Here is a 21,541-nt window from a genome sequence, read left to right as displayed (position 1 = left end):
GCAACCACATCTCCATCGACGGCAGCACGGAAATTGCCTTTACCGAAGATGTGGGCAAGCGCTACGAGGCCTACGGGTGGCATGTGCAAAAAGTGGAAGATGGCAACCACGACCTGAAGGGAATTGCCGCCGCTATCCAGAAAGCTAAAGAAGTTACCGACAAGCCTTCCTTGATCATTGTCGAGACCACCATCGGCTACGGATCCCCCAACAAAGCCGGCACGGAGAGCGTCCACGGGGCGCCGCTGGGGCCAGAGGAGGTGAAACTCACCAAACAAAATCTGGGCTGGCCGCTGGAGCCGGAGTTCTACATTCCCGACGAGGTGCTGGCCCACTTCCGCCAGGCCATCGATAAGGGGGCCAAGGCCGAGGCGGAGTGGAACGAGCGCTTTGCCGCCTACGAGAAGGCCTACCCGGAAGAGGCCGCCGAATTCAAGCGCATCATGGCCGGGGAGCTGCCCGCAGGCTGGAAAGAAGCGTTGGCTCCCATTGCCGAAACCGGCAAAGAATCCACCCGCAACCTCTCCAAGTTTTGTCTCAATGCTTTGGCCAAGGCGGTGCCAGAGCTGCTGGGCGGATCCGCCGATCTGGCCCACTCCAACATGACCTATTTAAAGGGGATCCCGGAGTTCCAGGCCGGCTCCTATCATGGGCGCAACTTCCGCTTTGGCGTACGGGAACACGGTATGGGGGCGATTGCCAACGGCATAGCCCTGCACGGCGGCCTCATTCCCTACGACGCCACCTTCTTGGTCTTCAGCGACTACATGCGGCCGGCCATTCGCCTGTCGGCCCTCTCGCGGGCGCGGGTGCTCCATATTATGACCCACGACTCCATTGCCCTGGGAGAAGACGGCCCCACCCACCAGCCCATTGAGACGCTGGCTTCCCTGCGGGCCATCCCCAACCTCTACGTCATCCGCCCCGCTGATGCCCGCGAGACGGTGGGAGCCTACCAAGTAGCCCTTGAGTCCACCTCCACCCCTTCGGTGCTGGTGTTTACCCGGCAGGCGGTTAACCCCGTGGAAGGCACCTCCATTGAGGGGGTGGCCAAGGGGGCCTATGTAGTGGTGGATACTCCCAACCCAGAACTGATCCTAATCGCCACCGGCTCAGAGCTGGAGCTGGCGGTGAAGGCCGCTGCCCAACTGCAGCAGGAAGGCCGGGCGGTACGGGTGGTCTCCATGCCCTGCATGGAGCTATTTGAGGCCCAGCCCCAGAGCTACCGCGACGAGGTCTTGCCCCCCAAGGTCACCAAGCGCGTCTCCGTCGAGGCGGGATCCACCTTTGGCTGGCACAAGTACCTGGGCTTTGAGGGGGTGGCCATCGGCATCGACCGCTTCGGCGCTTCTGCCCCCGGCCCCGTGTGCATGGAGAAGTTCGGCTTCACGGTGGAGAATGTGCTCAATACCGCGCGCCGTCTCCTAAGCTAAGGTTTCTGCTCCTCCGGCCTAAACCCAGCAGGGATCCCTTCTCTGCTGGGTCTTTTTTGCTGCCCAATGGTGGCACAACTTGACAAGACTTAGCGAAGGCTGACAACTTGTTCAGCAGGACTTGCAAAACATTGCAGTTGTTTCAAACAAGGTTAAGACCCTTGCCCCCTCCCCCCCACCTCCTTTCCCCTTGTGGGAGAGGGGAGCGAGAAAGTTGTTTCATAGTTTCATAACTTTGTTTAAAACGACCCCAGATCCGCTTTCCTCTGGAAAGCTAACCCTTTCCACCCCCGCCTTGAAGGGAAAACGTTGGCTTCTGGCGACATGCTGATGTTCCTGGAGCAACTGAGGATCTGACAGCTCGGCCTACTGCAGGAAGCCCGCCAGCAAAATCACCGCTCCCCCCACGACGGCCAAAATCGTCAGTACCCGGCCTGCGTTGGCACTGCCCTTCCAGGAGTAGTTTTTCTCCGGTTTTTCCAGTTTTTCTGGCATAGCCATGCCTCTTTATGCCCCGTTAACTCTAATTTAACCTTCTCCCCCGGAATTTCTGCCGTGCGGTGCTGCGGTAGCTGGAAGGGGAGCTTGCTGAGGCGTACCCTTGAAAAAACAGCGACCACCTGGCCCGGCCAGCCCTTTTTGGGAACAATACAAGCAGGCAAGGAAGGGGATCCCAATTTCAAGGCGCATTCTGAGGCAGAGGCATGAGGTACGCGAAAGGAAGCAAAAGACTCGGCTTGATCATGGTCGCTTTGTCAGCCTGGGTGGGTGGACACCGTGCTGTCGCTCAGCCTGCCTTTCGGACAGTGCCGCTGCCTCGCCTGCCGGTGGGTGTGGATCAATTGGTCTTCGATCGCCCGGTGGCCCGCTTCAACCCCAACCTGCCTGCTGAGCTGGTGATCCACAATCGCACCGGCCTGCCTCTGGAATACGGCTTTACCGATCCGCGCCAGAAGGTGTCGGAACTTCCGCCGGGAGAAACGCTGCGTCTGAGCAACCTGCCGATCCCCAACTGCATGGCCATCAACACGCCGATGTTGTCCCCAGTGGGCTACCGGGTGAGCGTGGATCCCTTGAATGTAATCACCGTAGAGGTGCGCCTGGTCAACGATGTCTCCGGCGACCATTGTCTCGATTTACAAGAGACAGGCGCTATTTTCGTGAATTGATGCCAGCTTGAACGGGCAAAAGATAGCCTTTGGGATCCCGACCGGGTTCTAAACTTTGCGAAGATGAACGCCGCATCCCCCTATATCCCCCCGTACACGGGGGGACTGGGGGGCGGGGGGATCCGGGAACGTAGCCACCGACCGCCGCGCAGCAAAACCGAGCGTCGGCGGTCCAATAGTTGGGCGTTCTATCAACTGAGGCAGTTTGTGCACTACAAGGCAGCGAGAGCAGGGATCCAGGTTGTGGTGGTGCCACCTGCCTACAGCTCGCAGACCTGCCACCAGTGTTTTTGGATTGAGCAACGGGAAGGGAAGCATTTTCGTTGTGTGAACCCGCTCTGTGGTTGGGAAGGGGATGCAGATTTTAACGGTGCCAACGGGATTGCACTTTTGGGGGTTGCTGTAAACCAGCCCCCCTACATCCCCCCGCATGCGGGGGGACAAGAGGGGGGCCCGTGGTTGGCTTGCCAACTGCAGGGCTACCAAAAGCCCGCTTCGTACCCCCCTCAATCCCCCCGCCCCCCTGCCCCCGTATACGGGGGTTGGGGGCTGGAAGGGGGGCGGTCGGAGCCGGGTAGTTTACATGGCAGTCAACCTTACTCGAATCTGACGTTGGAGCTGGGTCTGTTGGAGAGCCAACCCGAGGTTTAGGCGTATCGACAGCAATCGACCCCTATGACAGGATGCAAACAGGATGTCCAGGTCGATGTTCTTGTAGACTTTGCTCTGCCTTTGAGCTACTCGCCTGTAACCTAACTGAAGTGTCCTTTACTTTTACTTTTTTTGGATGGTCTCATGAGCGATAACTTGTATTCTTGGTTTCCCCGTGCCTTGGTGATGGGCGCTGCGGTGGTGGGGTTGTCGGGCCTGCCGGCAAGGGCTCAACAAATTACGGATCCCAGCCCGGCTCAAGCGGCCACCAATGTGGAGCCCACCTCGCCAATCTCGGCTTCTTTTCGCAGCCAAGATGGGGTCAGCGTGCGTCCGGAGACGGTGCGGGTTTTTGTGGATGGCAAAGATGTTACTGCCGAGTCGGTGATTACCCGGGATTTCTTCACCTACCGTCCCTCGCAGCCGCTACCGCCGGGACGGCGGGAAGTCCTGCTGGAGTTCACCAATACCCAGGGGGTGACCCGCCGCGTGACCTGGAGCTTCACCGTGGGTAACCCCGTCCGCGCCTCTATCGACCTGGTGGATCACAACGCCGGCAATCGCCCCTTGGCGGCGGGCGAGATCCTGCTGGTAACCGTCAAAGGCACTCCTTCCAGCCGGGTAACCGTTTACCTTGTCCAGGACGGGCGGCAGGTGCAAACCCTGCCGGCTCAGGAAGTTTCCAGCGGCACCTATGTGGTCAACGCCCTGATCGAGCCAAAAGATGCCACCCGCGAAGGGATCGTCATCGCTCGCCTGGAAAACGGCGGCCAGGTGCGCTTTATGACCGCAGAACAGCCCGCCCGCCTGATCGAGGGGGCCGCCGGTGGTATCCAGCGGCTCGCCACCCAAGAGGTTGCCGCGACGATCAGCCTCTCCAGCCTGCTGCCCCAGATCACCAACCTGCGCGATGGGGATCGGGTTTCCGGCTCTTCCTTTACGCTGCAGGGCACGACGGCTCCCAACGCTTCGGTGCGGGTGAATGTAACGGCTTCGACCTCGCTGGGGGGCATCATCAGCGCCCAACAGACGGTGACCAACCAAACTGTGCAAGCCGATGCCCAGGGCCGCTTCACCGTTACGGTGCGGCCGCCCATTCCGGCCTCCGGCACGGTGTATCAGATCAATCTCACGGCCACTTCCGGCAACCAAACCAGCCCGACGGTAACCTTGCGCCTCACCCAGCAGTAGCCTGTCCCCTTGGCTGGACTGAGAGTGTCGCCCTGCCGGCCTGGCAGTGGCGCCCAAGCTCCCCTCTCCCAGAGGGAGAGGGGCTGGGGGTGAGGGTCAATGGAAAGGCGGCTGAGAGATTTTTGGATTCTCAGAGTTTGCAGTTGGCGGGGATCCCTGGCGGTCTTGAGCGCGGGTTGGGGAGAGAGAAGACCGCTGTTGCCAGCGCCACAGGATCCCGGCCATGACCAAGGCGGGCGAGACGATCATGGCCAGGATCACCGGCAGGGTCTCCGGCAAGGCCAAGTAGGGGCCGCCATATTTGATGGCCGCGCTGATCCCGGCAGCGGCCACCATCAATTGCAGGGCAAACCAGAGGGTTTTGGGTTTCATGGTTGGCTGGGATCCCCTACCATGGCCGTGAGGATGCCGGCAACGCTCTTCAGATCTTCCGGTACTCGGTACAAAGTCAAGTCTTGTCGGATTGTCCGCGGATCCCCAAGGATCTGCCCGAACTGCCAGATAGATCCAATGGTAACAGCGCCGTAGATCTGCGCTTGCGGCTCCACCTGGGCCAGGGCGATCATCTCCACCGCCATTTGGACAAAAGCCCGCGTCAGATCGTCCTTTTTGGCTTCAACCACCAGCAGGATGTTCTTGCCCCGCAAGAGATAATCAAGGCTGCCCTTGAGCCAATTGTTGACCATCAGGGGATATTCCAGCCGCAAAGGAACTCGACAGTGAAGAGCCACTTCCGTCAGCACAGGGGCCACCAGCAGCTCTCGGCGGGCTGTCTCGCTGGTGAGGCTGACCAAAGGCAACAATTGTCGGATCCGGTTTTTCAGAGCTGGGGTTTGGGGTGGGGCAGGGGCAACGGGCCATGTCCACTCTCCTATCTCCAGACGGTAGCTAAACTGAGCCAGGATTTCCTCTGGCTCGTAGGGCATCTCAAAATAAGAGCGAAAAGTATAGGATTCGTCTTCCTTGAGAAGAGAGAGGTTCAGCATTGGTTACGACAAAAGCCCTGCTCAATCTGGCACAGCCAGAGCGGCAGCAATCCGCTCTTTGAGGGTAGCCACCACTTCCTCAATGGGAATTTCTACCGCTTGGCCGGTGGCCCGCTCGGCCAATTCCACCTTGCCTTGCTTAAGGCTGCGCCCGGTGGTAAGGCGGTAAGGGATCCCGATGAGATCCGCATCTTTGAACTTGACGCCGGCCCGCTCGTCCCGGTCGTCCCAGAGGGTCTCGATGCCGGCAGCAGCCAGTTCCTGCACCAATTTTTCCGCCACCTTCGTCTGCTCTGGGTCGGAGACGTTGGGCACCACCACCACCACGTGATAAGGGGCGATCGCCACCGGCCAGATGATCCCATTGGCATCGTGGGACTGTTCCACCGCCGCCTGGGCCAGGCGCGATACCCCAATGCCGTAGCAGCCCATCCACAGGGGCTGCTCGGATCCCTGCTCGTCGGTAAAGCTGGCCCGCATCGGCAGCGAAAACTTGAGGCCCAACTGGAAAATATGGCCGATCTCAATGCCGCGGGCGGTTTCCAGAATCTGGTCGGGGTTGAGCAGACAGCGATCCCCGGCTTGCGCTTTGCGCACGTCCACCACCTCCGGCAGGGGGTACTGCTCGCCCCAGTTGGCCCCCACTACGTGCCGCCCCACCTGGTTGCTGCCGGTTACAAAGTTTTTCAGCAGGGCTGCCGTCTGGTCGGCCAGGCGCAGGATCTGAGGGGCCAGGTTTTTCTGCCGGCCCAGGCAGCTATCCGGCAGGTCGGGCGCGATGTAGCCCACGGGGATCGGATCCCCTTGCCAGCTTTTTTGGATCTCCGCATCCGCCAAGGTGAGCTTGAGCAACTTGTTGGCTTGGTAGCGCTCCGCCAGACGGTTGAGGTGGTTGGCCAGCTTCACCTCATTGACTTCTTGATCGCCGCGGATGCTCAGCAGCACCACCACCCGTAGGCCGTTGTCGTAAAGGGCTTGGTAGAGGACGTTTTTGACAATCAGAGTGGGGGAGATCTTCAAGAAATTGGCCAGCTTCTCGATGGTTTCCGTTCCCGGCGTGTCCAGAACCTGGAAGGTGGTGTAGGGGGAGTCTGCTGCTGGCGGCGGAAGGGAGACGGCCTTCTCCACATTGGCGGCATAGGAGCCATCAGGAGTGTAGAGGATCTCGTCTTCTCCGGCAGAGGCCAACACCATAAACTCCTGCGAGGCTGCCGATGGCCCCCCGATGGCGCCGGCGTCGGCCTCCACCACGCGGAACTCCAGCCCGCAGCGGCGCAGGATGCGGCCGTAGGCCTGGTACATGTCCTGGTAGGTCTGGCGCAGGCTCTCTTCGTTGGCGTGGAAGGAGTAGGCGTCTTTCATGAGGAATTCCCGCCCGCGCAGCAGGCCAAAGCGGGGTCGAATCTCGTCGCGGAACTTGGTCTGGATTTGATAGAGAATTTGCGGCAACTGGCGATAGGAGCGAATGAGATCCCGGGCCAGCAGGGTAATCACCTCTTCGTGGGTAGGGCCCAGGGCCTGCTCGCGCCCCTGTCGGTCTTTGAGGGCGAACATGATCCCTTCCGCTTGGGTGTACACGTCCCAGCGGCCCGACTCCCGCCAGATCTCGGCTGGCTGCAACTGGGGCAGCAGACACTCCTGAGCGCCGATGGCGTTCATCTCCTCCCGGACGATGTCCGAGATCTTTTGCAAAACCCGCCAGAGGAGCGGCAAATAGGTGTAGATCCCCGGGGAGAGCCGCCGGATAAAGCCGCCCCGCAGCAGCAGCTTGTGGCTGATCAGTTCTGCTTCGGCAGGATCCTCCCGCAGGGTTACAAACAACATCTGACTCAATCTCTGGCTCCGTTGCATCCCTCCCCTCCACTTAGCAACTGCTTCCGTTGTTCTGGAGCAAATCCTCCCTCCTAGATCCCCTGGACTGGGATCCCTGCGACGCTAGGCCACCCAAATTAACTAGGCAGGAGCCAGCGTCCGCCGCTTGGTAACCATCTGGTAGACCTCGATAAGGTCCCCTTCTTGCCAGGCATCGAACTTCTCGATGCCGATCCCGCACTCGAAACCGGCGGCCACCTCCCGCACGTCGTCCTTGAAGCGCTTCAGAGAATCGAGACGGCCCTGGTAGACCACCTCCCCTTTGCGGCGAACCCGCACCAGAGCGTTGCGCTGCACCTTGCCGGAGAGCACGTAGCTGCCGGCAACCGCACCGCGGCTGATGGGGATGACTTTGCGCACTTCCGCCTGGCCCAGCGGCTCCTCCACCTCCTCCGGCTCCAGCAGGCCCTCCATCGCTGCCCGCAGATCGTCCAGCAAGTTGTAGATGATGTCGTATTCGCGCACATCCACCCCCTTGTCGTCGGCAGCCTGCCGCGCGCCGGGGGCGAAGCTGGTGTTGAAACCCAGAATAATGGCGTCGCTGGCTGCTGCCAGATCCACGTCAGTCTCGGTGATCTCCCCAGGAGCTGCTAGAAGCACTCGCAAGCGCACTTCTTCTTGCGGCAGATCCTGCAGCGCCGTCTGGATGGCCTCGGCGGATCCCTGCACGTCCGTCTTGATGATCAAGTTCAACTCCTTGAGCTGGCCTTCCTGGGCCTTGGCAGAGATGCTGCCCAAACTCACCCGCCGCGACAGCAGCGCCTGTTGCAGACGGGCTTGCCGCAGGGCTTCCGCTCGCTCCTCGGCAATCCGCCGGGCTTCTTTCTCGTCGGCGTACACCTGGAACTCATCCCCCGCTGCGGGCACCTCCTCCAGGCCCAACAGTTGCACCGCCGAAGAGGGCCCCGCTTCCTGCAGCCGTTGGCCGCGGTCGTCCATCATCGCCTTGACCCGGCCCAAGACGGCGCCGGCCACCAGGGTATCGCCCACCCGCAGGGTACCGTTTTGCACCAACAGAGTAGCCACCGGGCCGCGAGCCTTGTCCAGGTGGGCTTCGATCACGGTGCCGCGGGCAGGCCGGTTGGGGTTGGCCTGCAGCTCCGCCACATCCGCTACCAACAGGATCATCTCTAGCAAGGCGTCTAGGTTGCGGCGGGTGAGAGCGCTGACCTGCACCATGGGCGTGTCACCACCCCACTCCTCCGGCACCAGCCCATGCTCTGCCAGCTGTTGCTTGACGCGCTCCGGCTGGCTGCCGGGCTTGTCGATCTTGTTGATGGCCACAATGATGGGCACCTGGGCTGCGCGAGCGTGGCTGATGGCCTCCAGCGTCTGCGGCTGCACCCCATCGTCGGCAGCCACCACCAGGACAGCGATGTCAGTAACGCTGGCACCGCGGGCGCGCATGGCCGTGAAGGCCTGGTGGCCAGGAGTATCCAGAAAAACAATGCGCCGCTTCTGGCCTTCGAAGTCCACGTCCACGTGGTAGGCGCCAATGCGCTGGGTGATCCCACCGACTTCTTGCTGGGCCACGTTAGTGTGGCGGATGGCATCGAGCAAAGTGGTTTTGCCGTGATCCACGTGACCCATGATGGTGACCACCGGCGGACGGGGCACCAGATGGTCAATGTCCTCCAGCTCAAGCATCTCGCTTTTCTTAGCTTTGGGCTCTGCCTCGGGCCGACGTACTTCGTAGCCCAACTCTTTGGCCACCGACTCGGCCAGCGACTCGTCCAAAACCTGGTTGATGGTCACCCTCACTCCTTTAAAGAAGAGGGTTTTGATGATCTCGGTTTCGGCTACCCGCAGGCGGCGGGCCAATTCTTGCACGGTGAGGCTGCCCTCCAGGAGCAATACCTTCTCTTCTGGCAAGGATTCTGCTGCGGCCTCAGGAGCAGTAGCTTCGGCGGAGGCCGAGGGCCGCTGGGGGCGCTCAGCAGCCGGGCGAGGGCGAGCTGCTGCCGCGGGCGGACGATAGGAGGGGGGCTTGGCGGTGGGGCGCGCCAAGGGTTTGAGCGCGTTCAGCTCCGCCTGCTTGACGCTGGAGAGGACGGTCAAGGGATCCAAATCCAGAACGTCTCCGTCTCCTTCCTCTCTTCTGCGGCTGCGTTTGCGCTTGGCCTGGGTGCGGCCGGCCCGTCGTTCGAGGGCTTGTAGTTCCTCGTCCTCTTCTTCCACCGTCTTGCGCTTGAGTTTGGGCGCAGCAGGCCGCACGGGAGCTTCGGCCAACACCGGCGTGGGGCGTTCCTCAGGGATCCCTTCTGGCAAGCGAGGGGAAGCATCCGGCTCAGGGGGAAGAGGCTTAGCCACAGGACGGGTAGGAGGCCCTACCAATTCCAGCCGCCGCTGCGGACGAGGAGCCTCGTCAGCTTTGCCGCTGTCGGAGCTCTCTTCCTTCTTGGCCACCGGCGAGCGCGGCTCGGGACGAGTGCCAGGGCGGACAGGCGCGCCCACCAATTGCGGACGCGGGCGCTGTTCAGCTTGAGGGAGAGAAACCTTTTCCTCGACAGGAGGAGAGGTACGAGCGCCGCTGGGGGAGGGCGCCTCCGCAAGGCCAGGGCGACGGGATTCAGGGGCCCGTTGCGGCGGCTCGGGCCCAGAGGCGGCTCGTCGAGGGGGGGGGAGCACTGTCGGTCGCTTGGCCGCCGGAGCAGGGCTAGGTTCGGGGCTGCCGGCTTTGGCGGCAGCCTCAGGGCGAGTAGAAGCAGCTGCCGGCTGCGGCTCCTGGGCAGCCGGGCGCGCAGGCGGATCGACTTGCCGCCGCGGCGGGCCTATCAATTCGAGGCTGCCACCGGCAGCCCCTTTTTCAGAGGAGAGCTGGTCGGGTCGCTGCGGCGAAGGCTTGGAAGAACTGGCCTCACCAGCAGCAGCTTGCTGCTGAGCAGGAGCGGGCCGGCGAATGCCGACAATGTGCTGAGGGCGCTCACTTGCTTTGGCTTCGACGGGAGGCTGCGGTTGAGAGCTCTCAGGTTGCAGCTTGGGCCGGAGCCGGGGACGAGTCGGTTTCACAACGCGAGGTTCACTCAGTTTGCTGCGCACCAACTCGGCTTGCTCTGGAGAAATGGTGCTGCTATGGCTTTTGAAAGGGATCCCCAACTGCTCACAAACCTCCAGCACCTCGCGATTGTCACATCCCATTTCGCGGGCAATCTCGTAAAGTCGGACTTTATCGGTCATTCGTCTGCTAGCCTCTGCTCCTTGCTCCTTGTCAGTTTTACAACCCAAGTTAATACGATCCAAATCGCCAGATGGGACTGAACCTGTTGGGTGTGTGGCCACTTCCTTCGGCACAGCGAGAGCATCTCGGCGATCCTCCAAGAGCGCGGACTGGAGGGAATCCAAGTCCGAAGCTACTTTGGAAACATCCGCAGGGGACATAAAGCTAGGACAACCGGGGAAGAAACCAACATCAACAGTGCTTTTTAGAATAACCTTTCTGCGGCTCATACAGGTTGGCCGCAGCCAGTCCTCATTCTGACGGTTGAGAGGGGCTGCCGTGTAGTTCGCGACTGGATGAACCTGAAAAGGTGTTTCAATATCTTAACTTGGCCAATTCTGGAGCTGCCTAGGTTTTGTCTAAAGCGCTTGCCCCCGGGGCTGATGTTTCCGGGGGGCTCTGGGCCTCAGAATCGCGCAGCAGTTGCTGCTCCAGCAGTTGCCACAGCGAGTCGGGCACTGCTGCCTTGAGGGCTCTGCTCATCTGGTGCTTACGCCGGGCCGCCCGCAGACATTCGAGGCGGCGACAGAGGTAGGCAGAACGCCCCATGCCCTGATCCAAAAGCACCTGGTGAGTGTCGTATTGCCTAACCAGCCGCCACAACTGGGAGCGGGGAAACAGTTGGCGACAGCCGACACAGCGACGTAGCGGATCTGCCCCTGCCAAAAGACGCCATCTCGCTGAAGCACGGGAACTAGTCCAGTCTACTCCAAATGGGGCAGCCGCGACCTGAGAAACTCAAAGAAACGCTTCACCAAGTAGGGATCCCGCCAGCCCTTGGTCGTTTCTTGCCGCAGGATGTCCATGGCCTCCTGGACAGTGAAGGCTCGCTTGTAGGGCCGCTCCGAGGTAAGGGCGTCGTAGATGTCGACAATCTGAAAGACGCGGGCCACCAGGGGGATTGCTTCTCCCTTGAGGCCGTCGGGATAGCCGCTGCCGTCCCAGCGCTCGTGGTGGTGGCGGATAAGGGGCAGCACATCCCTCATGGTGCGCAAGGGGCGGCAGATTTCCTCTCCAATTAGGACGTGGGATTTCATCACCTCCCACTCTTCCGGCGTGTGCTTGCCCGTTTTGCCCAAGATGGCGTCGGGTATGCCCACTTTGCCGATGTCGTGCAGGTAACCTCCCCAGGTCAGCACCTTGATCAGGGGACGGGGTAGCTGGAGAAACTCGCCAAAGCTCTTGGCCAGGGCTGCCAGCCGCTCGCAGTGATCCCCGGTGGTCGGATCCCGGCTTTCTACACTGCGGGCAATGGCAAATAAAACCTGGGCGGCATGATCCAAGTCTTCATTGAGATGCTTCTGGCGAACGAGGGAGCGCACCCGCGCCAGCAACTCGGACTCGTCAAAGGGCTTGCTCAAGAAGTCGTCTGCCCCCGCCTCAATCCCGCGCAGGCGATTTTTGCGGTCGCTGGCCGCTGCAATCAACACCACCGGGATCAGGCGTGTCTCTTCATCAGCCTTGATGCGCCGACAGACCTCGAATCCGTCCAACCCCGGCATCATCACATCCAACAGGACCAGATCCGGCTGCAAGCTTGGCAGCATCTGCAGGGCTTGCTGGCCGTTTTCCGCCTCGCTGACGCGATAACCAATGCTCTCCAACAGATCCCCCAGCAACAGGCGACTGTGGGGCTGATCGTCCACGATGAGGAGATGGCCCGCCGGCTCCTGCTCTCCAAAAGGTGCTATCTCAGGGATCCCAACCCTCACGGGCCTCTCAGCTTGGGCGGATTGCATCTTGGTAGAGACTACTCCTAGCTCACCGCTTCCACCGTAATTTCAGCTCCCAATTGCAAGCATCCGCCTTTCCACTGAACTTGCCAGGGCCTCAAGCCGCCGCCAATCCCTTAAAACACGGGTAAATAAGGGGATTTTTTCTGTCGCAATTCCCTCGCTAGGGATCCCATTCCTCGGCCACAATGGGGATAATGGAGGTAGTCTTGGCTACGTTTTTGGCACCCGTTTTGACTTTACCATGCCGTCTTTTTCCTCTGAGTCTCTGCAGGAGCAGGTGCGCCGCATCGATGACCAGCTTTCCCGCCGATCCCTGGAGCTAGACCCGGCAGGCTACTTTGTCATCTATGTGGATCGGCAGCAGCAGCTCATTTGCGCTAAGTACTACAGCACTGTGATCAACGAGCGGGGGCTGGCCACCGACCCGGAGACTGGAGCGGTGATCCCCGCGCGGGGGCCGGTCAATCGCTCCCCGCAGCGGGTGTACGTTGGCCGGACGGCCAAAGAGTTGTGCGTCCAGATTTTTGAAAAAGAAAGCGAAAAGGTCGTCTCTCAGCTCAGCCACGCCGCCTACCTGGGGCGGGAGTTTCAGAAGGCAGAGGCGGCCCTGCTCTCTGGCGAAGAGTACGTGCAGGACTAAGACCAAGCTCGCTGCAGGAGGCCAGCCTATGGCAGAATCGAGCCAGCTTGCCGTGACCAAGATCACTGCAGGGCAAGCTCGGCCATGGACGACAAGGTTAAGCCGGGAGCCATTCTGCGGGGACGCTACGAAATCCTCGGCCTTCTGGGGCAAGGAGGGTTTGGGGTTACCTACAAGGCGGTGGATCGCGACACTTTCAACACTCCCTGCGTGGTCAAGCGCCTGCGCCCGCTCTCGACGGATCCCTACACCCTGGCCACGGCGCGCAAGCTGTTGGAACGGGAGGCCAAGGTTCTCAACCGGCTCAACAACTACGACCGGGTACCTCGCCTCTTGGCCCACTTCGAGCAGGATCAGGAGTTCTATTTAGTCGAGGAGTTCATTGCCGGGCACGACCTCACCCACGAGCTGGTAGACGGCAAGCCGCTCAGCGAGCCAGAGGTCGTGCAACTCCTGTGGGAAGTTCTCGAGATCCTGCGCCATGTCCACGCCCACCAGATCCTGCACCGGGACATCAAGCCGGCCAACCTGATGCGCCGCGACTTCGACGGCAAGTTGGTGTTGATTGACTTTGGGGCGGTGAAGGAGGTGGGGAGATTGGTTAGCCACGCCCCCGGTCAAAGCCAGGTGGCGACGGTAATCGGCTCGGTGGGCTACATAGCCCCAGAACAGCTTGGCGGCAAGCCCCAACCCTGCAGCGATATCTACTCGGTGGGGGTGCTGGCCATCCAAGCGTTGACTGGCCATCCCCCCACCAAGATCCGGGACGATCCCCGCACCGGCCAGCTGCTTTGGCGGGATCTGGTGCCAGTTAGCAAGGAGCTGGCCGAGATTGTAGATCGCATGATCTGTCCCCGCTGGCAGGAGCGCTTCCAGTCGGCGGCTGAGGTGATGGAGGCGCTGCGGCCTCTCCTGCCTACCCCCCCCGAAGGTGTAGCGCCTGCTCTTTCCCAGCTTTCGGTGGACCAACTCTTGGCGATGCGCTTGGTAACCCGCGGCCAGGAAAAAGCTCGCCAAGGGGATCTGCAGGGAGCAATTGCCGACTACACCCTGGCCATTCAACTGGATCCCCAGAATGGCCGCGCCCACAGCCAGCGGGGCAGCGTCCGCTACAAAACTGGCGACTGGGCAGGAGCGGTGGAAGATTTCACCCGCGCCATCCAACTGGGGGGAGGAGATGCCCGCACCTATTTCAACCGCGGCATCGCTCGCTATCGGCTGGGGAACTATGAGGGAGCAGTTGCTGATTACACGCACGCCCTCCGTCTCGACCCTCACTGGGTCCTGGCCTACTACAGCCGCGGCAATGCCTACCGGCAGCTCGATCAGCCGCAGCAAGCCATCGAGGACTATTCCCGCGCCCTTGAGCTCAACCCCGAGGAAGTACGGGCCTACTTTAACCGCGGCGTAGTGCGCGGCCAGTTGGGAGATGCGCAAGGGGCTGTAGCCGATTTTTCCGAGGTCCTCCGACGGAATCCCCAAGATACGGAAGCTTATTTCAACCGGGGCGTAGCACGGGCGCAGTTGCTGGACTTTCAGGGAGCCATTGAGGACTATACCCAGGCGCTGCAGTTGGATCCCGGCCACCCCAAGGCCTGTTACCGCCGCGGTCTAGCCCGGCAGGCGTTGGGGGATCTGCAAGGGGCCATTACTGATTTTTCCCAGGCCATTGCGCTGAGGGCTACGCAGGGGGAGGAGCCTTCGGGAGCCGTGGCGGCAGCTCAAGCGGAGCTCTATCTGCAGCGGGCTGTGGCCTACCTGGGCAGCAACGCCCTGGAGGCAGCGCTGGCTGACTGCGAACAGGCGCTCCGCCTTAATCCTGCCCTGGCGCTAGCCCATTTCTACCGGGGGCTGGCCCGCCAGGGGTTGGGGGATCCGGCAGGCGCTTTGGCCGACTTCAACCGCGCCCTGGAGTTGGATCCCCGGCTGGCCAAGGCCTACCTCAAGCGTGGGATTGCCCATCTGGAGCTGGGTCACCTGGAAGCGGCTCTGGCAGACTTGAATCAGGCCATTGCTTTAGATGCCAGCGATGTCGGCGCCCGCAGCAGCCGCGGGCAGGTTCACCGGCTTTTGGGGGATCCCTTGGCGGCCCTGCAGGACTACACGGCTGCCCTGGAGCGGGATCCCCGCAACCCGCAGCTCTACTTCGACCGCGGCCAGATCTACTTTGAGCAAGAAGATTGGGCAGCAGCCTGTGAGGATTTCTCCCAGGCGCTGCAGTGGGCAGGCCAGCCGGGGGGCCCCCATGGGCTGGATCTGATGGCTCGTATCCACTTGTACCGGGGCATGGCGCGGCAGCGGCTGGAAGACTGGCAGGGAGCGCTGGCCGATTTCACGGCCTTGATCCAAGAGCAGCCGCAGGCTTCCCAGGGATTTGCCCTGCGGGCAGCGGTACACCTAGTCTTGGGAGACGAGGAGGCAGCGTTGGCTGATCTCGACCGGGCCATAGGCTGCAACCGCGACTGGGGGCTGGCGGATGCGGCGCTGGCCTACCGGCAGCGGGGGGATCTCCACCGCCAGGCCAACCGGCTGCAGCAGGCCATTGCCGACTACACCCAGGTCCTGGCCTTGAACCCGCAGGAGCGCCACGCCCTCCTCTGGCGGGCTCTCCTTTGGGATCAGGCGGGGGAAATAGAGAGGGCCCTGGCCGATTACACCCAGCTCCTGCAACTGGAGCCAGATCCGCAGACGCGCCTCTGGGCCTTGAACAACCGCGGCTGGGCCTACGCCCAACAGGGAGATTTTGCGGCAGCTATCCGCGACTACACGCAGGTTCTCGAACGGGATCCCAGCCACATCAAAGCCCACTGCAACCGTGCCCTAGCCCGCGCTGCCGTTGGTGACTGGCAAGGAGCCTGTCAGGACTTCCAAACTGCTCTCCAGTTGCAAGGATACGAGGGTCGCCTTTGGGAAGAAGAGACTCACTCCCTAGGCAGCTCTTAGCGATCCTCTACCCTGAGCCTAACTTGCTCCCGTCGCTCCTCGAAGTCGCTCACCAGCAGCCTTACCTTGAGCTGCCATTCTCCCGCTAAGGGCAAGAGGACATCTTCCACCTCAAACTGGCCAGGTTCTCTTGGCAGCGCCTGGCGGCGCAGAGGCGGGATCCCACGTGCGGGGAGGTCAAACTCCAGGCTCAGCTCCTGGGCGGGGATCCCCTTAACTTCCACTTGGATGCGGTTGTTGCCAGGGCGGCAGGGCAGGATCTGCAGGCGGAGGCTGCCTTCCGGCCAGCTCAATGTCTCTTGGCAAGCCGGTCCCGCTCCTTGGCCAGGAGGGGCTTGGGCCACCAGAAAGCTGGTCAAGGCCAGCACCAGAACTAGCCCCACCAACTCCAGGCGGACAATTTGGCGCAGGGATCGGCCCGCCGACCAAACCCCCTCTCGCAACGCCGGCAGCAGCCGCAACTTGTTGTGGGCGCCCAAACCCACGATCATCAGCACCAGCAACAGCTTCGCCCAGAGGTACTGCCCGTAGGGGTGCTCCCAGTCCCAGCCGCGGTGGATCCCGCCCATCCCCACTCCCGCCAGCACCAGCCCCGGCACAGCCCAGGTGGCCACATCGGAAAATCGTTGGATGACACCTGCCGATTGGGAAGTCCATTCAAGGACTCCGTCCCGCTGGCGCAATCGGCTCAACAGGCGCTCCACCCCCCACAGCCCCCCCAACCAAAAAGCCGAGCCGGCCAGGTGCAGCCCCAAGAGGGCCATCGTCCCTGCTGGATACTCGCTGGTGAGGGCATGGCCGATGGGCAAAAACGACCCTATCACCGCCACCGACCCCAGGCCGTTGGCCCAGCGGGGCCCGCCCTCGCAGGCCCAGATCAGGATCCCCAGCCCCACCAGCCGCAGCCCTGTGCCCCATCCGTAGGGAGAGATGAGCACGCTCAGCAGCTCTGGCCCGGCAAAGTGGGGGTAGAGCTGGGCCAAATGCAAACCCAAAGCCACCAGCGTCAGGCTGAGGGTGAGCCAGGCGGCAGCAAAAGCCCAGGCCTCAGCAGAGAGCTCTATTTCATCGGCAGTGCCCGACCGCCCCCGCACCAGCCGCCACCAGCCCAGCACGCCGACAACAAACAGGCTGCCCAGGTAGATCCCCCAGCGCACCCCCACCAGCGGCCAATAGAAGGGATCCCCCGCTTGGGCTGCCCTCGCCGCTCGCAACAGCTCCGGATCCGCCGCCCCCACCAGGAAGACAAACGAGCCCCCTACCGGATGAGAGTCGGCAGAGATGGCCCGCCAACTGACGATGTAAACCCCCTCCGGCATCTCCGCAGGCAAATCTCCCTGGGGCGCGTTGCCGCTGCTAACCAAGTTTTCCAGGGGCAGCACCTGGCCGTTGCTGTCCAGCACCTGGAGCTGCGTGAGCTGCACGGGTTCATTGAAGACCAGCCGCACCTGCGCCGGGGCTTCCTGCAGCATCGCCCCATCTTCGGGAAAGGTGGAGAGCAAGCTGGCGTGGGCAAAAACGGGTCGGATCCCGCCCACCCACAGCAGGGCGCACAAGAGACCCACCCGAATCCAGAAGAGGATAGACATCATCCCAACGGCAAACCCGGCTAGCGAGCGCCATGCCCGTGGCTGTGTCCATGCCCGTGGCCGTGGGTCTCTCCTTTACCCGTCAGCTTCAGCAGGGGTGCTGGCTCCGGCAAGCTATGGGGATCCTCCCCCGGCTGCGCCACCTGGATCCAGCGGTACATGCCTTGCTCACATTCCTGGATAACCGGGATGGGGAGGGTCTCGCCGGGGCGATCCGGCAACCTGAGAAGGATACTGAACTCATCCATAAACTCATCCGGCAGCGAGCCGCCGCTCCAGATCACCTCGGCCACCGTTTCGGTGATCATCTTCCCGTGGGACTCGTAAGGTTTGTCCAGCGGCTTTTTCACCGTCTCAATTTTCCACAGGGGATGCACCATCGGCTTCACCGAGGTCGCCCCTTCCGGGATCTGCACCCGCAGGCGAATGGTGGGGGATCCATCGCAGCCATGGGGCACGCGGAAGGTGAGCTTGGCAACGCTGCCCGCCGGGGCCTCTTTGGGATGGACGGTTACATGGGCCCAAGCAGAAGCAAGGGGCAAAACGCTCATCCCCAGCGCAAGCAGAGATTTCTTGGCCAAGGCCAAGTAACTTTGCAAACTGAACATTGCAAACGCTCCTTAACAACGCTAGGTGGAAAGAGAACCAGGCAGGGTCTGGCTGGCAAAACCTATGGATGGTGATGGGATCCGTGGGATTCGGTTACGCTCATGCTGTGCTGACCCCAACTGGAGAGGCCCATGGACACCAGGCCGGCGCTGGCCAGGCCCATCGACACCAGCCCAAAAGAGAGGGCGCCCATCGCCACCAGGCCAATGGAGAGAATGCCGTGGGTCACCACGCCTATGGCCACCACCCCGTGGGCGGAGATGCCGAGGGCCACCAAACCATGCGCCCCCACACCAACCGACAAGATTTTGCGGCGGGATCCCTGTGCTCCACAGCCCTGCTCCTGCGGCACCGGGGCGACAGAATTTTTCGGAGCCAAGGTCAGATCTTGAGTCCTCTCCTGAGCCATCAGCCTTTGCTCCAGTTGTGCTCAGCCCGGTCGAGAACATAGGCGGCCACGGCTTCGATTTCTTCTGGTTTGAGGAGCTTGCCAAAAGCGGGCATGGCCCCTTTGCCGTTGCGCACCTGGGCTTGGATCAGCTCAGGGGTATCCACGTGGTACTCGTGCAGGGCAGCCAGGGAAAGGTTTTTCGCCGCCACCAGAGTGTTGCGACCGTTCAAGTGACAGCCCACACACTTGGCCTGAAAGACCTTGGCACCCAAAGCCAAATCCGGTTCCGCAGAAGCCACCTGCGGGCCCCAGAAGACGGCGGCGCCGACCAGCAAAAGGAGCAAGAAAAACTTGATGATCCGCATTTTCCTCTCAACAATCTGCAAAAAACCGCTCATGGAAAAATCCAGCTTTTGAAGCTAGACCATTATCTCCACTAGGTCAGGTTAGGTCAAAAGACAGCCTGTCAACTCCCCTGCAGGTACCATAGGGTGCAGGATCCCCAGGGCCATGAGCAGTCTGCCGCCGGAGTTCATCCAGTTGGTGCGCCAGAAGGCCGACATCGTCGAGGTGGTGGCCGAAAAGGTGGTGTTGCGCAAGCAGGGCAAGAATTTCGTCGGCCTCTGCCCTTTCCACAACGACCACAAGCCCAGCTTTCAGGTCAGCCCCAGCAAGCAGATCTACAAGTGCTTTGCCTGCGGGGCGGGGGGAGATGTCATCCGCTTTGTCAGCCAGATAGAGGGCCTTTCCTTTGCCGAGGCGGTGCGCCACCTGGCCCGCCGCTACCATGTGCCGGAGCCCAAGGGATCCCTCTCCCAGGACTACGAGCGCCAACTCTCCCACCGGGAAAAGCTGCTGGAGATTTTGGCCCTGGCTGCCGATTTCTATCGGCATGCTCTCCGCTCCCAGATAGGATCCGCCGCCCGCCAGTACCTGCACAGCCGCCGCCTGAGCGAAGAGACCTTGCAAAAATTTCAAATCGGCTTTGCTCCCCCCGGCTGGCACTCGCTCTACGAGTACCTGGTCAACCAAAAGCGCCAGCCGGTCAAACTTCTAGAAGAAGCCGGCTTGCTGGTGCCGCGCCAGCAGGGATCCGGCCATTACGACCGCTTCCGCAACCGCATCATGCTGCCCATTTTCGATTTGCAGGGGCGGGTCATTGGCTTTGCCGGCAGAGCCCTGGGAGAGGAGCAGCCCAAGTACCTCAACTCCCCGGAAACGGAACTTTTCAACAAGGGCCAGGTGGTCTATGGTCTCAACTTTGCCCGCGAGGCCATTGCCAAAGCCGACCAAGTCTTGGTGGTGGAAGGCTATTTCGATGTCATCGCCCTGCACCAAGCCGGCATCGCCTATGCCGTAGCCGCGATGGGCACAGCCTTGACGCCGCACCAGGTCAAGACTCTGCTGCGCTATACCCAGTCCAAGCGGCTGATTCTCAACTTCGATGCCGACCGCGCTGGGTTGAATGCCGCCAAGCGGGCCATCGAGGCCATTGAAGAGCAGGTGCGGCGGGGGGAAATCGAGCTGCGCATCCTCACCCTTCCTGCCGGGAAAGATGCCGACGAGTTCCTGCGGCAGCACTCGGTCTCCGCATTTGAGGCCCTGCTGGCTCAGGCTCCCCTGTGGCTAGATTGGCAAATTGACCAGGTGCTGGCCGGTCGGGATCTCGCTCAAGGTGCCGATTTCCAACAGGCCTATCAGGCGCTGGTACAACTGCTGGCTGGTTTGGGCGGGCAATGGCGCTCTCTGTACATCCACAAAGTGGCGGAATTGCTCAGCCGGGGCAACGCTCGCCTCTGCCGCGATCTGGAAGAGGACCTGCGCCGGGCCGTGCGCCAGTACCGCTGGTCCAAACCCCGGCAACTTGCTGCCCCCAAGGGATGCAAACTTTTGCAATCGGAGTCCCACCTTCTGCAGATCTTTTTGCACTTTGCCGAGTACCGCCGCGAGATCCGCCAAACCTTGATGGAGCGGGAGCTGCAGTTTAGCTTCCGTCCCCACCGGGAGCTGTGGCAGCGGATCTTGGAGCTGCTCTCGGCCCAGCCGGAGCTGGAAGACCAGGGAGAGGGTCTCCTGACCGCCCTGCGCACCCTCTGCGCCCAAGACGAGGACCTCAACGAGCGCCTCAGCCACCTGCTCTGGCTGGACGAAAATACCCGCGTGGCCCTGATGCGTCCGCGCCTGGTGGTGCGGGCTGCCTTGGCCAACATGGAGTTGGAAATTCGCCAGAAGCGCTACCGCTACTGGACGCAGCTCTGGGATCAGGCCTTTTCCGAGGGCAACACCGCTCTGGCTGCCCAGTACCAGGCCAGCATTCAACAGGAATATCAGGCTATTCAGGCCTTGCAGCGCCAGGTGCAACTCAACCTGGAAGACCTGCTGGAGGCACCGCTGGCTGAAGACTAGGGGGGCTCTTCTCCCTAAGGGAGCGGGGCAGGGGGTGAGGGCCCAGCAAAGCGCGCTGGCGAGAGGCTGGGGAGCCACTCATCCTCTTGTCCATAGGCCTGCTGGGCAAAGCGGCGAGCCAGGGCCGGCAGGATGGCCAAAGGGCTGCTGAAGCCGGAGAAGAGCTGCAGCCCTTCCCAGCCGGGCAGGGATCCCACCAAAGGCTGGTGATCGGCGCTGAAGGCCACCAAGCAGTGATACCACCGCCCAGGCAGGCGGGCCACCTGAGGCAGGTAGCGACCGGCCTGTTCCCGGATCTGGGCTTCGCTGGCAGCGGCATCTACCTCGGCCATGGGATCCGTCAGCACCCGACTAATCTGCCCCAGGCGAAGGCTGCCGTCGAGAAACTGCACGATCCCGACATCCAGGATGGGCGGGCAGAGCTCCTGTCCCGGCTGGTCCCAGAGGGGATCCCGGTCGGGGCGGCCAGCTTGCCGCTCCAGCTCCAAACGCTGCACGGGCGCGCCCATGACGATGGCTCTCAACCGCACCTCCGCAGGATCCAGCTCCAGGGATTCGGCGTGGGTGAAGTAGATAGGAGCCCAGATCCCGGCCTGGCGCAACAAAGCCCGTGTCCAGCCGCCGGCGCACACCACCACCTGAGCCGCTCCGCAGAAGTCGGTATCCGTCTCCACGCCCGTAATGCGCCGGCCCTGGCGCCGCAAGGCC

Annotated in this window: 18 protein-coding genes and 1 pseudogene; 7 read left to right on the top strand and 12 right to left on the bottom strand. The window is 61.9% G+C overall.

The annotated features are described in order from the left end of the window. A partial coding sequence (locus tag NW809_RS02980; RefSeq protein ID WP_414401495.1) for a transketolase family protein occupies nt 1–1,433 on the top strand: 1,433 nt, incomplete at its 5' end. A 366-nt stretch (nt 1,434–1,799) separates the two neighbouring features. Here NW809_RS02980 and NW809_RS02975 read toward each other — a convergent pair. Continuing rightward, a complete protein-coding gene (locus NW809_RS02975; protein ID WP_255322487.1) occupies nt 1,800–1,934 on the bottom strand; it encodes a hypothetical protein in 135 nt (44 codons plus the stop codon). Nucleotides 1,935–2,176: 242 nt separating this feature from the next. Between NW809_RS02975 and NW809_RS02970 the strand changes: the two genes are divergently transcribed. From NW809_RS02970 to NW809_RS02960, 3 genes and pseudogenes are all read left to right on the top strand, one after another. Next, a complete protein-coding gene (locus NW809_RS02970) occupies nt 2,177–2,602 on the top strand; it encodes a hypothetical protein (protein ID WP_187147158.1) in 426 nt (141 codons plus the stop codon). Between the two features lie 117 nt (nt 2,603–2,719). Beyond that, nucleotides 2,720–3,103, top strand: a pseudogene (locus NW809_RS02965) (zinc ribbon domain-containing protein); the annotation flags it as partial. Nucleotides 3,104–3,397: 294 nt separating this feature from the next. Then, complete coding sequence (locus NW809_RS02960) at nt 3,398–4,444, top strand: hypothetical protein (protein WP_228375300.1); 1,047 nt, start codon at nt 3,398–3,400, stop codon at nt 4,442–4,444. Between the two features lie 96 nt (nt 4,445–4,540). On the opposite strand, the gene NW809_RS02955 is transcribed toward NW809_RS02960, so the two are convergent. The 6 genes from NW809_RS02955 to NW809_RS02930 form a co-directional block, all read right to left on the bottom strand. Then, on the bottom strand, nt 4,541–4,816 hold the full coding sequence (locus NW809_RS02955) for a hypothetical protein (RefSeq protein ID WP_011431141.1): 276 nt from the start codon (nt 4,814–4,816) through the stop codon (nt 4,541–4,543). Continuing rightward, a complete protein-coding gene (locus NW809_RS02950) occupies nt 4,813–5,430 on the bottom strand; it encodes a hypothetical protein (protein WP_414401494.1) in 618 nt (205 codons plus the stop codon). The genes NW809_RS02955 and NW809_RS02950 overlap by 4 nt, the downstream gene beginning before the upstream one ends. Nucleotides 5,431–5,451: 21 nt before the next feature. Beyond that, entirely contained in the window at nt 5,452–7,281 is a 1,830-nt protein-coding gene (locus NW809_RS02945; protein WP_414401493.1) for a proline--tRNA ligase, read from the bottom strand. A gap of 102 nt (nt 7,282–7,383) precedes the next feature. Further along, the gene (infB, locus tag NW809_RS02940; RefSeq protein ID WP_414401492.1) at nt 7,384–10,479 is read right to left on the bottom strand and encodes a translation initiation factor IF-2; all 3,096 of its coding nucleotides are present in this window, start codon (nt 10,477–10,479) and stop codon (nt 7,384–7,386) included. Nucleotides 10,480–10,867: 388 nt separating this feature from the next. Next, on the bottom strand, nt 10,868–11,185 hold the full coding sequence (locus NW809_RS02935) for a YlxR family protein (RefSeq protein ID WP_099812864.1): 318 nt from the start codon (nt 11,183–11,185) through the stop codon (nt 10,868–10,870). A gap of 38 nt (nt 11,186–11,223) precedes the next feature. Beyond that, on the bottom strand, nt 11,224–12,258 hold the full coding sequence (locus tag NW809_RS02930) for an HD-GYP domain-containing protein (protein ID WP_414401491.1): 1,035 nt from the start codon (nt 12,256–12,258) through the stop codon (nt 11,224–11,226). A 238-nt stretch (nt 12,259–12,496) separates the two neighbouring features. Between NW809_RS02930 and NW809_RS02925 the strand changes: the two genes are divergently transcribed. Together NW809_RS02925 and NW809_RS02920 are read left to right on the top strand one after the other, a co-directional pair. Beyond that, the gene (locus NW809_RS02925; protein ID WP_099812866.1) at nt 12,497–12,895 is read left to right on the top strand and encodes a DUF4346 domain-containing protein; all 399 of its coding nucleotides are present in this window, start codon (nt 12,497–12,499) and stop codon (nt 12,893–12,895) included. Between the two features lie 84 nt (nt 12,896–12,979). Beyond that, nucleotides 12,980–15,838 carry a tetratricopeptide repeat protein gene (locus tag NW809_RS02920; RefSeq protein ID WP_414401490.1) on the top strand — a complete coding sequence of 953 codons (2,859 nt, stop codon included), beginning with the start codon at nt 12,980–12,982 and terminating at the stop codon, nt 15,836–15,838. Here NW809_RS02920 and NW809_RS02915 read toward each other — a convergent pair. The 4 genes from NW809_RS02915 to NW809_RS02900 form a co-directional block, all read right to left on the bottom strand. After that, on the bottom strand, nt 15,835–17,430 hold the full coding sequence (locus NW809_RS02915; RefSeq protein WP_099883679.1) for a copper resistance CopC/CopD family protein: 1,596 nt from the start codon (nt 17,428–17,430) through the stop codon (nt 15,835–15,837). The genes NW809_RS02920 and NW809_RS02915 overlap by 4 nt on opposite strands. A gap of 17 nt (nt 17,431–17,447) precedes the next feature. Further along, nucleotides 17,448–18,035, bottom strand: a complete 588-nt coding sequence (locus tag NW809_RS02910; protein WP_099812869.1) for a YcnI family protein — start codon at nt 18,033–18,035, stop codon at nt 17,448–17,450. A gap of 62 nt (nt 18,036–18,097) precedes the next feature. Further along, nucleotides 18,098–18,445, bottom strand: coding sequence for a hypothetical protein (locus NW809_RS02905; RefSeq protein ID WP_414401489.1), 348 nt, complete (start codon nt 18,443–18,445; stop codon nt 18,098–18,100). Further along, on the bottom strand, nt 18,445–18,792 hold the full coding sequence (locus tag NW809_RS02900) for a c-type cytochrome (protein WP_011431130.1): 348 nt from the start codon (nt 18,790–18,792) through the stop codon (nt 18,445–18,447). Before NW809_RS02900 ends, NW809_RS02905 begins: the two co-directional genes overlap by 1 nt. 145 nt (nt 18,793–18,937) lie before the next feature. Between NW809_RS02900 and dnaG the strand changes: the two genes are divergently transcribed. Further along, nucleotides 18,938–20,833 (top strand): DNA primase, encoded by a 1,896-nt coding sequence (gene dnaG, locus NW809_RS02895; protein ID WP_414401488.1) that lies wholly within the window; start codon nt 18,938–18,940, stop codon nt 20,831–20,833. A gap of 14 nt (nt 20,834–20,847) precedes the next feature. Here the strand turns inward: dnaG and NW809_RS02890 are convergent. Continuing rightward, nucleotides 20,848–21,541, bottom strand: a 694-nt coding sequence (locus NW809_RS02890; protein WP_414401487.1) for an NAD(P)/FAD-dependent oxidoreductase, incomplete at its 5' end; no start/stop codon positions are given.

Source organism: Synechococcus sp. WC101 (assembly GCF_047461555.1).
In the GTDB taxonomy this organism is placed as follows: Bacteria; Cyanobacteriota; Cyanobacteriia; order Thermostichales; family Thermostichaceae; genus Thermostichus.
The sequence above is the reverse complement of the archived record's forward strand: the minus strand, read 5'-3'. Positions and strand labels throughout refer to the sequence as shown.